This is a genomic window from Alpinimonas psychrophila (genome assembly GCF_014137865.1).
Classification (GTDB): domain Bacteria; phylum Actinomycetota; class Actinomycetes; order Actinomycetales; family Microbacteriaceae; genus Alpinimonas; species Alpinimonas psychrophila.
Genome location: NZ_JACGWU010000003.1, coordinates 220,454 through 233,430 on the forward strand (window position 1 = coordinate 220,454; position 12,977 = coordinate 233,430).

At 58.9% G+C, this 12,977-nt stretch carries 14 protein-coding genes; 9 read left to right on the forward strand and 5 right to left on the reverse strand.

Translation table 11 applies throughout. The features are described from left to right. Positions 1–17 precede the first annotated feature (17 nt). From FB555_RS06860 to FB555_RS06875, 4 genes are all read left to right on the forward strand, one after another. Positions 18–917: a F0F1 ATP synthase subunit gamma gene (locus FB555_RS06860; protein ID WP_182484734.1), complete on the forward strand. Its 900-nt coding sequence runs from the start codon at positions 18–20 to the stop codon at positions 915–917. A 35-nt stretch (positions 918–952) separates the two neighbouring features. Further along, a complete protein-coding gene (gene atpD, locus FB555_RS06865) occupies positions 953–2,392 on the forward strand; it encodes a F0F1 ATP synthase subunit beta (protein ID WP_182484735.1) in 1,440 nt (479 codons plus the stop codon). Between the two features lie 2 nt (positions 2,393–2,394). After that, positions 2,395–2,664: a F0F1 ATP synthase subunit epsilon gene (locus FB555_RS06870; protein ID WP_182484736.1), complete on the forward strand. Its 270-nt coding sequence runs from the start codon at positions 2,395–2,397 to the stop codon at positions 2,662–2,664. 112 nt (positions 2,665–2,776) lie between these two features. Continuing rightward, positions 2,777–3,607 (forward strand): YaaA family protein, encoded by an 831-nt coding sequence (locus FB555_RS06875; RefSeq protein ID WP_182484737.1) that lies wholly within the window; start codon positions 2,777–2,779, stop codon positions 3,605–3,607. 155 nt (positions 3,608–3,762) lie between these two features. Here FB555_RS06875 and FB555_RS06880 read toward each other — a convergent pair whose 3' ends face one another. From FB555_RS06880 to FB555_RS06900, 5 genes are all read right to left on the reverse strand, one after another. Further along, a complete protein-coding gene (locus FB555_RS06880) occupies positions 3,763–4,773 on the reverse strand; it encodes an IS30 family transposase (protein ID WP_182484242.1) in 1,011 nt (336 codons plus the stop codon). 286 nt (positions 4,774–5,059) lie between these two features. After that, entirely contained in the window at positions 5,060–5,653 is a 594-nt protein-coding gene (locus FB555_RS06885; protein WP_182484738.1) for a DNA-3-methyladenine glycosylase I, read from the reverse strand. Continuing rightward, on the reverse strand, positions 5,653–6,225 hold the full coding sequence (locus FB555_RS06890) for a methylated-DNA--[protein]-cysteine S-methyltransferase (protein WP_182484739.1): 573 nt from the start codon (positions 6,223–6,225) through the stop codon (positions 5,653–5,655). Before FB555_RS06890 ends, FB555_RS06885 begins: the two co-directional genes overlap by 1 nt. Positions 6,226–6,317: 92 nt before the next feature. Then, the gene (locus tag FB555_RS06895) at positions 6,318–7,688 is read right to left on the reverse strand and encodes an aspartate aminotransferase family protein (protein WP_281362573.1); all 1,371 of its coding nucleotides are present in this window, start codon (positions 7,686–7,688) and stop codon (positions 6,318–6,320) included. Between the two features lie 177 nt (positions 7,689–7,865). After that, positions 7,866–8,336 carry an Lrp/AsnC family transcriptional regulator gene (locus tag FB555_RS06900; RefSeq protein WP_182484741.1) on the reverse strand — a complete coding sequence of 157 codons (471 nt, stop codon included), beginning with the start codon at positions 8,334–8,336 and terminating at the stop codon, positions 7,866–7,868. A 144-nt stretch (positions 8,337–8,480) separates the two neighbouring features. Between FB555_RS06900 and FB555_RS06905 the strand changes: the two genes are divergently transcribed. The 5 genes from FB555_RS06905 to FB555_RS06925 form a co-directional block, all read left to right on the forward strand. Then, entirely contained in the window at positions 8,481–9,917 is a 1,437-nt protein-coding gene (locus FB555_RS06905) for an aminobutyraldehyde dehydrogenase (RefSeq protein WP_182484742.1), read from the forward strand. A gap of 10 nt (positions 9,918–9,927) precedes the next feature. Further along, positions 9,928–10,488, forward strand: a complete 561-nt coding sequence (locus FB555_RS06910) for an FHA domain-containing protein (RefSeq protein WP_182484743.1) — start codon at positions 9,928–9,930, stop codon at positions 10,486–10,488. 20 nt (positions 10,489–10,508) lie between these two features. Then, on the forward strand, positions 10,509–11,306 hold the full coding sequence (locus FB555_RS06915) for a PP2C family protein-serine/threonine phosphatase (protein WP_343046415.1): 798 nt from the start codon (positions 10,509–10,511) through the stop codon (positions 11,304–11,306). A gap of 67 nt (positions 11,307–11,373) precedes the next feature. Continuing rightward, positions 11,374–12,366: a serine/threonine-protein kinase gene (locus FB555_RS06920; RefSeq protein ID WP_182484518.1), complete on the forward strand. Its 993-nt coding sequence runs from the start codon at positions 11,374–11,376 to the stop codon at positions 12,364–12,366. After that, positions 12,321–12,977: NHL repeat-containing protein (locus tag FB555_RS06925; RefSeq protein ID WP_220475883.1), on the forward strand; the 657-nt coding region annotated here is incomplete at its 3' end. The genes FB555_RS06920 and FB555_RS06925, both read left to right, overlap by 46 nt.

A 12,977-nucleotide genomic window follows, 5' to 3' on the forward strand; every position in this document is an offset into this window, starting at 1 on the left:
GAAACCACAGGAGAGACATGGGATCGCAACTTCGGGTCTACCGGCAGAAGATTCGTTCTGCCCAGACGACTAAGAAGATCACGCGAGCAATGGAGCTGATTTCTGCCTCGCGCATTCAAAAAGCGCAGGCACGAGTCGCTGCATCCGCACCCTACTCGCGCGCCATAACGCGGGCAGTTTCGGCCGTTGCAACGTATTCCAACATTGCGCACGTCCTGACCACCGAGCCCGCGAAAATTGAGCGTGCCGCTGTCGTCGTGTTCGCCTCTGACCGTGGTCTGGCAGGAGCATTCAGCTCCAACGTTCTTCGTGAATCTGAGCAACTAGCCAAGCTTTTGCGCGAGCAGGGCAAAGAGGTCGTTTTCTTCCTCGTCGGTCGTAAGGCAAATGCATTCTTCGCCTTCCGCCGTCAGGCAGCCGAGCGGGTTTGGGCTGGCGGTACCGACCTTCCCGAGTTCGAAACCGCAAAGCAAATCGGCGAGGCCGTTCTCGAAGTATTCCTTCGGGATGCCAAAGACGGTGGAGTAGACGAAATTCACGTTGTCTTCAACCGTTTCGTGAACATGGTGAACCAGGTTCCCGAAGTCATCCGTTTGCTGCCTCTCGAGGTAGTCGAGGGTGTCGAAGCTCCCGGCGACGCAGAGATTATGCCTCTCTACGAATTTGAGCCCGAAGCCGAAGCCGTTCTGGATGCACTGCTCCCCGTGTACATCGAGAGCCGTATTTTCAACGCCATGTTGCAGTCAGCGGCGTCCGAGCATGCCAGCCGCCAGCGTGCAATGAAGTCGGCCAGCGACAACGCAGACACGCTCATCCGTGACTTCACCAGATTGTCGAACAACGCTCGCCAGTCCGAGATCACGCAACAGATTTCCGAAATTGTTGGTGGGGCAGACGCCCTGTCCTCCGCCAAGTAAATACTTCACGAACCAAGGTAAGAGAGAAGAAGATCATGACTGCAACGGCAATCAAGACCGCAGTGGGCCGCATCGCCCGCGTCAACGGCCCCGTCGTCGACATCGAGTACCCTCACGACTCGATTCCGGGAATTTACAACGCTCTAGAGACGACCATCACCATTGGTGATGTGACGAGCAAGCTCGTTCTCGAGGTTGCTCAGCACCTCGGTGATGACCTCGTTCGTGCCATCGCTCTGAAGCCCACCGACGGCCTCGTTCGCGGCCAAGAGGTTCGAGACACGGGTGGTCCCATCACTGTTCCCGTTGGTGACATTACCAAGGGCAAAGTTTTCAACGTCACCGGTGACATCCTCAACGGTAAAGATGGCGAAACCTTCGAGATCACGGAGCGCTGGCCAATCCACCGCAAGCCACCCGCATTCGACCAGCTGGAGTCCAAGACTCAGTTGTTCGAAACTGGTATCAAGGTCATCGACCTTCTGACCCCCTACGTTCAGGGTGGAAAAATTGGTCTCTTCGGTGGTGCCGGCGTGGGCAAGACCGTTCTGATTCAAGAAATGATTCAGCGTGTGGCTCTCAACCACGGTGGTGTGTCGGTATTCGCTGGCGTCGGTGAGCGTACCCGTGAGGGTAACGACCTCATCATGGAGATGGAAGAGGCAGGCGTCTTTGACAAGACCGCCCTTGTCTTCGGCCAGATGGATGAGCCACCCGGAACGCGTCTACGCGTAGCACTTTCTGCTCTCACGATGGCGGAGTATTTCCGCGACGTGCAGAAGCAGGACGTTCTGCTCTTCATTGACAACATCTTCCGCTTTACGCAGGCCGGATCCGAGGTGTCGACCCTTCTGGGCCGCATGCCTTCCGCTGTGGGTTACCAGCCCAACCTTGCCGACGAGATGGGTATCCTCCAGGAGCGCATCACCTCGACCCGCGGTCACTCGATCACGTCGCTTCAGGCCATCTACGTGCCTGCAGATGACTACACCGACCCCGCACCCGCAACGACCTTCGCCCACCTCGATGCAACGACCGAGCTTTCTCGTGAAATCGCATCGAAGGGTCTGTATCCGGCCGTTGACCCCCTCACCTCCACCAGCCGCATCATGGACCCGCGGTACTTAGGCCAGGACCACTACCGCGTTGCCACCACGGTGAAGGCCATCCTCCAGAAGAACAAGGAACTCCAGGAGATCATCGCGATCCTCGGTGTTGACGAGCTCTCTGAAGAAGACAAGATCACTGTTTCGCGCGCTCGTCGCATTCAGCAGTTCCTTTCGCAGAACACCTACATGGCGAAGAAGTTCACCGGTGTTGAAGGCTCGACGGTTCCCCTCAAGGACACCATCGAATCCTTCGACGCTATCGCCAAGGGTGAATTCGACCACGTGGCTGAGCAGGCCTTCTTCAACGTTGGTAGCATTTCCGACGTCGAAGAGCAGTGGGCACGCATCCAGAAGGAGAACGGCTAACCATGGCAAGCCCCCTACTGCAGGTCAGCGTTGTCGCTGCCGACAGAGAAGTGTGGTCAGGCTCGGCCAATATGGTCGTTGCCAAAACCACCGAGGGCGAGATTGGAATCCTTCCCGGCCACCAGCCCATGCTGGCGATCTTGGCCAGTGGTGAAGTTCGCGTAACGCTGGCGGATGGCAGCAAAATCGTTGCCAACGCCGAAGGGGGATTCCTCTCCGTAGAGCACAACACCGTTCAGGTTGTTGCGTCGGCCGCGGAGCTTGTTTCCTAACACCACAACATTTCATAACGGATGCCCGCAATCACGTCTTCTCGTGGTCCGCGGGCATTCGCGCTTAACCAGGAGCCCCCATGCTGATTCTGCTGCCACCTTCGGAGACACCATGCTAATTCTGCTGCCACCTTCCGAAACAAAGCGTGACGGGGGAGAGGGTGCGCCCTTGGACTTGGCGACGCTCAGCTTTTCCTCCGCCCTCACCGGCACCCGCAAGCGGATTCTCTCGGCAACCGTGGCGCTGGCAAAGCATCCCACGGAATCGGCAAAGGTGCTGAAGCTCAGCGCGAAACAAATGTTTGAGGTTGAGCGTAATCGCACACTGATGACGTCGCCCACGATGCCCGCAATTGACCGTTACACCGGGGTGCTCTTTGAGGCGCTCGGCGCGGGGACTCTTCCGCATGCCAGCCGAGCATTTCTCGGGTCCCACACCTTCATTCAGTCGGCGCTACTGGGCCCAATTGGTGGCCTTGACATGATCCCGGCCTACCGCCTGTCTTTCGACTCGCGCCTGCCCAAACTTGAAGGTAGCCCGTTGAAGAAGGTCTGGGCGGTGCCCGCGGGCAAGGCCCTCAGCGAGGCGATCGGTGTTCGCTCTGGCCGCCACCTCGTGCTCGATCTGCGGTCAGAAGGCTACGCAGATCTCGCACCGCTACCCGCGGTCGGCAACGTGTTCTACGTGAGGGTCGTGACCCGCGGTGCCGACGGCGCCGTTCGTGCGCTCAACCACTTCAACAAGAAGGGAAAGGGCGAGTTTCTCCGGACCCTTGCCATCGATGCGGCCGTCACCGCAGGGATCTCTTCGCTTGAGGAACTGTTCGTTTGGGCGGCCACCGCGGGAGTCATCCTAGAGCTTGGTCTTCCCGGGGTGCCCGCCGCGGGCAAGAGTCCAGCAAAACCCGGCGAGCTGAATCTTGTGGTTTCTGGACTGCTCTAGTTTCCGGCGCCCTCTAGTTTCGGTCGAACTAACCGTCACGACGGACTCCAAGCCGCAGCCCACGCCTGCCGAGTCACCACGAAATCTGACTTCGTCAGCAACCTCGCCGCCGAGATTGCACGTTGTCCGACTTCTTCTCGGGCGGATTCTTGCGGTCAGCGCAACAGTAGTTCCGTCATCATCTCATTCGGGGTTGCGAAGTCCAATCGTTTGCGGGGGCGTTCGTTCATTTCAAAAGCAACACGGTCAAGGTCATCCTGAGAATAAATATTCAGGTCAGTGCCCTTGGGAAAATATTGTCGAAGTAACCCGTTAGTGTTTTCGTTCGTAGGGCGCTGCCAAGGCGAGTGAGGGTCACAGAAGTAGATATCGATATCGGCGGCGATACTGACTTCCTTGTGGCGGTGCATTTCTTTTCCTTGGTCCCAGGTCAGGGTGCGCCGTATCTGATCAGGGAGAGCACCCATCTTTTCGATAAGCCCGTCACGGACGGATTCAACCCGGTTTTGGCCCGGGGGTAGATGAACAAGGATCACAGAGCCGGAGCGACGTTCAACGACGGTGCCGATAGCACTCTTCATGTCTTTGCCAACGATGAGATCGCCTTCCCAATGCCCGGGAACAGCCCGATCAGCGGCTTCAGGCGGGCGGTCAACAATCATGATCATGTCCGGGATTTTTCCTCGACGCTCGCCCGGTCGCCTATTGGGTTGACGCGTGGTCCGCCCCGTTCGCAACTGGGTTACCAGCTCGCGTTTAAGGCCCCCGCGGGCCAGTAAATACAAGGATTGGTAAATCGTTTCGTGTGACACCTGCATCTCCGCATCGTTTGGGAAGTCTCGTCGCAGGCGGCCAGAGATCTGCTCCGGGGAGAAACATTGTTTCAAGTCCGCCTGAACGCGTTCACGGAGAGCTTCATTCGTGGTGAGCTTAGCGACCTTGGGACGCCGAGCATTCTCGAAAGCCCGCGCATGAGCCGTTGTTGCCCGACGACTGGAATACGCGGCAGCGTGTCGCTTCAACTCCCGCGAGACCGTTGACGGTGAACGACCCAACTCGCGGGCAATCGCTCGAATGCCCTGCGTCGCGTGCAACGCCAAAATCGTTTGGCGTTCTCCCATCGTCAAAGATCGGCCCTTCAGATTGCGCCCCCATCGGGGGCGCATGCCACCGTTCTCCTTCACGTGTTTGCGCACGGTCGAGGCATTCCAACCGATAAGAGGACCTATGTCTTCAGCTGAAAGCCCGGCCTGTTTCAAGTCCCATAACTTGTGGACAACGTTTCCGAGCATCCGCTCAGAATATGGATCCGCGATATCAATCAACACCCTTCAATTCTCAGGTGTTGCATTGACCGCTTGGACCCGCGTCGTGACAACCCGGATCTGGTGGTATTTCGACGAAGCGTCCGGGAACAACGGGCAAGAGCGGCAAATTCCGAGGCCAGTGTCGCTAGATTGCTCGATGGCACCCAACGACGTGGTCGTCGACGAGGCCGGCGGACTGCATGAGCGCGTACATCGTGGTGGGGCCGACAAAACGAAGCCCAAGTTTTCGCAGAGTTTTACTGAGGGCCTCGGACTCGGGGGTGATGTCGGGCACGTCGTTCATGACGGGACAACGAGCGCGACCAGGAGTCGGCTGGTGACTCCAGATGATATCGGTGAGGGCGCCGGGAGAGTCAGCGACGAGACCGAGCGTGATGCGCGCGTTCTCAATGGTGGCGTTGATCTTCAGGCGATTGCGAATGATGCCGGTATCCAGCATGAGGCGCTCGACGTCAACCTCGGTCATGGCAGCGACGGCGGCGATATCGAACCCGGCAAACGCCGAACGAAAACCCGGGCGACGCTTCAGGATCGTAATCCAACTGAGGCCAGCCTGAAAGCCCTCAAGGCACAGGTGTTCAAACAGTAGCTGGTCGTCCCGAACGGGAACGCCCCATTCTTCGTCGTGGTAGCGCCGGTACTCGGCGTCTTTACCAACCCAGCCGCAGCGATCGAGTCCGTCCTCCCCGGTCACAATCGACACGTAGTTGAGCGGCATTACCGAGACTCAATTCCCTCGAGGGTGAGCAAGTACTGTTTGGTAATGATGCCGCGACCGCCGCTGTAGCCCGTGATGCGGCCGTCGCGGGCCAGCACGCGGTGGCAGCCAACGATGAGGGGAACGGGGTTCGCGCCGACGGCGCCTCCCACGGCACGGAAGGCGCCGGGCTTGCCAATGGCTTCGGCGATGTCGGCATAGGAGAGGTGCTCGCCCCAGCCAATGCCCTGAAGCTGAGCCCAAACGGATTGCTGAAAGGGAGTGCCCGAAAGCTCGACGGGAACCGTGAACTCGCGACGCTCTCCTGCGAAGTACTCGCCCAGCTCGGCGATGGCCTGCGCGAGGACCGCATCCGGAGCATTGGCCGCATTGCCACTAGTGCCATTCGCGCCACCGTAGCGAAGCGTGCCGTGCGCGGAGTTCTCATCGCCCTCGATACTCAGCCACGTGAGAGCGTGACCATTACTCTCCAGCTCGATACGCCCGAGGGGGCTGTCAATGGTGGCAAAAGTGAGCCCAGCGACAGGATTGGCCGCAGAAGTGGCGGCAACGGTGTGAAGTGTTTTCGTCATGAGTTCAATCTAAAGAAAAAACAGAGGGTATCACCAAGAATATTGGCGACACCCTCTGTTGGTGAAATGTGAATCTCTGTTGAGGAGAGGACCTACAGGAGGTTGGAACCCTCTGTGAGAACGCCATCCAGAATCTGACGGATTTCGGCGAACTCCTTGGGCCCAATGGTCAGCGGTGGTGCGAGCTGTACAACAGGGTCTCCGCGGTCATCTGCTCGGCAGTACAGTCCTGCTTCGTAGAGGGCCTTCGAGAGGAAGCCACGGAGCAAGCGCTCGGCCTCTTCGTCGTTGAAGGTTTCCTTGGTCTTCTTATCCTTGACGAGCTCGATGGCGAAGAAATATCCATCGCCACGAACGTCGCCGACGATGGGGATGCTCTTCAGCTTCTCGAGTTCGGCACGGAACAGGGGAGAGTTCGTGCGAACGTTCTCGTTGAGCTTCTCCTCCTCGAAGATGTTGAGGTTCTCCAGGGCCACGGCGGCCGACACGGGGTGACCCGCGAAGGTGTAACCGTGGGGGAAGGAGACGTGACCGTGTTTGAAGGGCTCGTAGACGCGGTCGCTAATGATCGTGGCACCAATGGGCGAGTAACCGCTGGTCATGGCCTTGGCACACGTGATCATGTCGGGCACGTAGTTGTACGTGTCGCACGCGAAGTAGTTTCCGATGCGCCCAAACGCACAGATTACTTCATCGCTCACGAGAAGCACGTCGTGCTTGTCGCAAATCTCGCGCACACGCTGGAAGTATCCGGGAGGGGGCGGGAAGGCTCCACCGGAGTTCTGCACGGGCTCGAGGAAGACGGCCGCAACGGTATCGGGGCCCTCGAACTCAATCATTTCTTCGATGCGGTTCGCTGCCCACTGGCCGAAGGCCTCGAGGTCATCGCCGTGCTCAGGAGCGCGGTAGAAGTTCGTGTTGGGAACGCGGAAACCACCGGGAACCAGAGGCTCAAACATCTGCTTCATGCCGGGAAGGCCCGTGATGGCCAAAGCGCCCTGAGGGGTGCCATGGTACGCAACCGCGCGGGAGATGACCTTCGTCTTCATGGGCTTGCCCATGAGCTTCCAGTACTGCTTGGCTAGCTTAAACGCTGTCTCAACAGCCTCGCCACCACCGGTGGAGAAGAAGACGCGGTTCAGGTCTCCGGGAGCCAAATCGGCAAGGCGGTCGGCCAGTTCAATGGCGGCCGGATGCGCGTACGACCAGATGGGGAAGAATGCGAGCTCTTCGGCCTGCTTGGCAGCAGCAGCAGCCAGGCGCTTGCGGCCGTGGCCAGCATTGACAACGAAGAGGCCAGAAAGGCCATCGATGTACTTCTTGCCGTGGGAGTCAAAGATGTGGTGACCCTCGCCCTTGACGATGACGGGAACACCATGCTCCTCCATGACCGACTGGCGCGCAAAGTGCATCCAGAGGTGATCTTTGGCCTTCTTCTGAAGGTCTGCGTTATCGAAACCCAGTGCGTTGACGCCGGAGTCACCGATACCGGGGGAGTCGTCGTGGGTGTCGGAGATGGGGTCCAACGCAACGGGAGCCGTTACGTGCGTATCGGCAACGACATGCTCACTCTGTGTGGCGTGCGTCTCGGTGGCCTTCTCGCCAGCTTTTGGTTTAAATAGAGCCATGTATATCGAGTCCTATCGCGTTCCCCAGTTATACAACTGTTTATGAAGCTTGAGATAGACGAACGTCTCGGTTGAGACGACGCCCTCAAGACTGCGGATCTCCGAGTTCAGAAGAGTAATAAGATCTTCATCTGACTCGCAGACAACTTCAGCCATGATGTCGAACGACCCGGCGGTAAGAACCACGTAGTCGACCGCGGGCATGGCAGCCAATTTGTCGGCAATGAGCCGGGTGTCGCCAGTGCAGCGAAGCCCAATCATGGCTTGACGGAAAAACCCCAACTGCATTGGATCGGTGACGGCAACAATTTGCATCACACCGGTGTCTGTCAGCTTCTGCACGCGTTGGCGCACGGCCGCTTCGGAGAGCCCGACGGCCTTGCCAATTTCGGCGTAGGAGCGCCGACCATCGGCCTGCAACTGCTCGATGATCGCCTTGGAGACGTCATCAAGGTGCACGGCAGCACGGGTCTTGGGATTCATATGTCGATTCTCGCAGTAGAAATGGTCCAAATCAAGTGAAACCGCACATTTTTGGAGATAAATCTACGAAATCAAGGGCATATTCCCCCGGACGCAGAGGAAGTGAGGTTCTAAGATAGGTAAAAACCAAGGAGCAGGGCACCCATGAGCATTCACGAACTGAAAAACTTTATCAACGGCGCCTACGTCGAATCAACAGGCGACGAGCGGCTAGAGATCATCGATCCCTCGACGGCTCAGGGGTATGCCAGTAGCCCTGTTTCCTCCGCGGTCGATGTCGCTGGTGCCTACGGTGCCGCGGCTACCGCGTTTGAGACATGGGGGGAATCAACCCCGAGCGAGCGTCAGCTAGCCCTGTTCCGCATCGCGGATGCGATGGAAGCCCGCGCAGAGGAGTTCGCTGACGTTGAATCTCGGGATACTGGAAAACCGCGCGACACGCTCGTCGAATACGAGATCATGCCGTCGGTTGACCAGATTCGTTTCTTTGCTGGCGCCGCCCGCAACCTCGAGGGCAAATCCGCCGGGGAGTATCTCAAAGATCACACCTCCATGATTCGCCGCGAGCCCATTGGGGTTATTGGGCAGGTGACGCCGTGGAACTACCCGCTGAACATGGCCGTGTGGAAGTTCGCCCCGGCGCTCGCCGCGGGAAACACGATTGTGTTGAAGCCCTCGGACACCACTCCCGCATCCACACTGTTGCTCGCGGAGGTTGCCGCCGAATTTTTGCCCGCGGGCGTTTTCAATGTCGTCACCGGTAACCGCGACACCGGTCGCGCGATGATCGAAAACAAGATTCCGTCGATGGTTGCCATCACCGGCAGTGTGCGCGCCGGCATGGAGGTTGCGAAGACGGCTGCTCTTGATCTCAAGCGCGTTCACCTTGAGCTCGGTGGCAAGGCTCCCGTCATCGTTTTTGATGACGCGGATGTCGCGCTCGCCGTCGAAGGCATTGTCGCTGCCGGCTTCTTTAACGCCGGCCAAGACTGCACGGCCGCCACGCGCCTGATCGTGCAAGAGGGTGTCTACGATGAGTTTCTTGCAGCCCTGGTCGCCTACGCTGCTGCCCACGCCATCACGGGGATGCCGTCAACCCCGGGCAACCTCTTCGGCCCGGTCAACAACGTGAACCAGCTCGCGCAGGTGACGGGCTTCATCGAGCGTCTTCCCGATAACGCCACCATTGAGCTCGGCGGTCATGCCATCGGTGACGCCGGTTACTTCCATGAGGCAACGATTGTGTCTGGATTGAAGCAAACGGATGAGGTCATCCAGAATGAAATTTTTGGACCAGTCATGACGGTGCAAAAGTTCACAACCGAAGCCGAGGCACTTCTGTGGGCCAACGATGTCGACTTTGCCCTCGCTTCTTCGGTGTGGACGCAGAACCACGGGCGCGCGATGCGCATGGCCAAGCGCCTGGACTTTGGGTGTGTGTGGATTAACACCCACATCCCGATTGTGGCCGAAATGCCGCACGGTGGTTTCAAGCACTCGGGGTACGGAAAGGATCTTTCCTCGTACGGATTTGAGGACTACACGCGTCTCAAACATGTAATGAGCTTCATCGGCGAGTAAATTTGTTGACATGGGTGGCAAACACGAGCGTGGCGAGGACACGGTGATTTCGGCGGAAGAAACGGTCATCGCCGAAGATCAAACCGTGATTTCTGTGGATGACACCATCATGACCGTTCCCGAGCCTGTTGCGAGCCCGGAACTCAGACGTCGCATCACGGATGGCGCGGCCGAGGCCCCTCACATTCCGCGCTCCACGGTGGTCTTTTTTCTGCGAACGGTGACGGGAGAACGGTATTCGCTTTCTACAGCTGTTGTCTTTGGACGGGCTCCGCGGGTCGCTCGGATACCGGGGGGCGACGTCGTGCAGTTGGTGAGTCTTCCCTCGCGGGAAGGGCGGGTGTCCACCACCCATGTCGAGCTACGCCAGATTGGCGGGGTGGTTGTCGTGACCGATCTGCGGTCAACAAATGGAACTCGTGTCACGTTAGCCAGCGGAGTGAGCCGCCAACTGGCTCCGGGAGATTCCATGGCCATAGGTGAGGGTGCCGTCGTCGACATTGGAGACGGTAATAGAATTGACGTCATGCGCGAGACCACTCGCGACGCCAGCAATGACATTGCTCGCTAGCTAACTTTGGAGCGTTCGTTGTGACTGCAATCGGTGCCAACTCGACCGGCTTCATCATCAAGGACCCCGCATCCGGTGCGCTCGTCACACTTTCGTGGGCCGCCGCGACAGAAGTCGGCAACCATCGGGCCGCGAATGAGGACAGCTTTAGTGTTGGTTCCCCCGTTTTTGCCGTTGCCGATGGCATGGGGGGGCACAGCGCCGGCGACGTGGCTAGTGACGCCGTGGTGCGTCGCCTCGCCGAGCTCGAGGCCCCTGGCTTTGCAACTCTTGACGCGTTAGAAGAGGCGTTGGCCAAATCCGTTAATGATCTGCGCGACACTCTCACGGAAGACCAGCGCGGAGCGGGAACTACCGTGACCGGGGTTGCCCTCATCCAGGAAGAAACCCAGCTGCAGTGGGCCGCCTTCAACATCGGGGACTCACGCGTTTACGCTCTGATCAACGATGACTTCTCGCAGGTGACAGTAGACCACTCCGTCGTTCAGCAACTCGTGGACGCCGGGCAAATTACCCGCGAGGAAGCCGACTACCACCCGCACTCCAACGTCATCACGCGGGCCGTCGGCATCGCCGAAGAACCTCTCCCCGACTACGTTTCGTTGCCGGTTGTCGCTGGAATGCGCCTACTCCTGTGCTCGGACGGGTTAACGAAGGAGCTCACCGACGTGGGAATCGAACACTTCATGCGAACGGCTGCCACAGCCGAAGACGCCGTGGCAGATTTGACGAAGGCGGCCCTGGCCAACAGCGGCCGGGACAACGTGACCGTCGTCATCATCGACGTCCTCGGTGTCAGCCAACCGACGGCTCAATAGCAGCCTATCCACAGGTCCTTGTGTGTACTCACGGGTTACTCGGGAAGACCTGCCTAAACTAGGAGGCATGGTGCGACGTCTACCCTCAAATCCACCTGTTTTGCCTGGATTTACCTTTGTTCGAGCCGTTGGCTCGGGCGGTTTTGCCGATGTTTTTTTGTACGAACAAAACTTGCCCCGCCGCCAGGTCGCCATCAAAGTCTTGCTGCCTGAGGTGGTGAACCCACGGGTGCGCAACATGTTCCAAGCCGAGGCGCAGTTGATGGCGCAGCTCAGCACGCATCCCGCCATTCTGACCGTCTTCGAGGCCAGCATCAGCTCCGATGGGCGCCCCTACTTGGTCACTGAGCTGTGTCCCACGGGGCTGGGGGATCGTTTTCGTAGCGAACGGATACCCGTGGCCGAAGTGCTTCGAACGGGCATTCGCGTCGCGGCAGCCCTTGAGACAGCTCACCGTGCCAACGTTCTGCACCGCGACATCAAACCCGGCAATATTTTGCTCACGGCCTACGGACATCCTGTGCTCAGCGACTTTGGGATCGCAGCATCGCTCGCCGCTGGTGACTCCTCCACGGCTGTCGGGCTCAGCGTGCCCTGGTCTGCTCCCGAAGTGATTCGCCAAGAAACCACGGGAACGATCGCCAGCGAGATCTTCTCCCTTGGGGCCACGGTATACTCACTTTTGGCCGGTCGCAGTCCCTTCGAAGTCGTCGGAAAAGAGAACTCCCCGGGGCACCTCGCCGGACGCATCCTGAAGGGAAAAATATCTCCTCTCGGTCGGCCCGATGTGCCGGCAAGTCTCGAGTCTTTGTTGGCCGCAACCATGAGTCGACGAACGGATGATCGACCCCACTCAGCCATGGAGTTTGCCAGGCAACTACAAGCCATTGAATCTGAGTTAGGGCTCGCTCAGACGCCCATCGACGTCGTCGGAGATGCGTGGAGCGGTGGTTTGGTGGGGCCGCCCGAGGACCGCACGGAGCTTTCCTCCCTCCTTACCGTTCCGACACCCTGGTGGCGACGCAAGAAGACCACCGTAGATCGCGTTTCCTCGCCATGATTCGCACGTGGGTGTCATCGTTATGGAACACAAAGAAATCCCGTCGGGCACTCGTTTCTTGGGTCGCGACTCTGGCCGTCGTGGGATTGGTCGTGGGGGGCGCCGTCGCCTCGACCGGGTATCAAGCGCAGCGTATTGAGCTCGGCGATGGCGCTGTCTGGGTGAGCAGCGGTGCCAAACTTGCTATCGGTCGGGCCAACACTCACATCAACGAACTCAACACGGTGCTCTCGACAGAGTCGGCGCGGGTGGATCTGATTCAAGACGGGGATAACGCCTTCGTCGTCAATGACACCAAACGAGCGCTGGAGAAGATCGACCAAGCTTCGGGGCAGATTTCCGACAGTATGCCACTTCCGCCGGCCGTTACTGTCGCTGTTTTGACGCCTACCACCATCGTGTTGCATGCTCCGACATCCGGCGATGTGTGGCTCGTTCCGCTGGCGAGCCTTGCCAGCTTTGACGCTTCCGGCCCCCCAGCTTTCTCGGTGGGAAAAAACTCCGTCCTCGCGGCGACAACGGAGGGGCTGATCGCGGCAGTGAGTGCGGAAAGCGGTCTGGTCACCACGTTTGATCTCCGCGCCGGTGGTGCCCCGAAGACTCTGCAATTG

Excerpts from the sequence above, each read along its gene's own strand:
- FB555_RS06875 (WP_182484737.1), top strand. The coding sequence starts at position 2,777 with ATGCTAATTCTGCTGCCACCTTCCGAAACAAAGCGTGACGGGGGAGAG.
- FB555_RS06860 (WP_182484734.1), top strand. The coding sequence starts at position 18 with ATGGGATCGCAACTTCGGGTCTACCGGCAGAAGATTCGTTCTGCCCAG.
- FB555_RS06890 (WP_182484739.1), bottom strand. The coding sequence starts at position 6,225 with ATGACGAAAACACTTCACACCGTTGCCGCCACTTCTGCGGCCAATCCT.
- FB555_RS06880 (WP_182484242.1), bottom strand. The coding sequence starts at position 4,773 with ATGCGCCCCCGATGGGGGCGCAATCTGAAGGGCCGATCTTTGACGATG.
- FB555_RS06920 (WP_182484518.1), top strand. The coding sequence starts at position 11,374 with ATGGTGCGACGTCTACCCTCAAATCCACCTGTTTTGCCTGGATTTACC.
- FB555_RS06870 (WP_182484736.1), top strand. The coding sequence starts at position 2,395 with ATGGCAAGCCCCCTACTGCAGGTCAGCGTTGTCGCTGCCGACAGAGAA.
- FB555_RS06905 (WP_182484742.1), top strand. The coding sequence starts at position 8,481 with ATGAGCATTCACGAACTGAAAAACTTTATCAACGGCGCCTACGTCGAA.
- FB555_RS06885 (WP_182484738.1), bottom strand. The coding sequence starts at position 5,653 with ATGCCGCTCAACTACGTGTCGATTGTGACCGGGGAGGACGGACTCGAT.
- FB555_RS06910 (WP_182484743.1), top strand. The coding sequence starts at position 9,928 with ATGGGTGGCAAACACGAGCGTGGCGAGGACACGGTGATTTCGGCGGAA.
- atpD (WP_182484735.1), top strand. The coding sequence starts at position 953 with ATGACTGCAACGGCAATCAAGACCGCAGTGGGCCGCATCGCCCGCGTC.
- FB555_RS06900 (WP_182484741.1), bottom strand. The coding sequence starts at position 8,336 with ATGAATCCCAAGACCCGTGCTGCCGTGCACCTTGATGACGTCTCCAAG.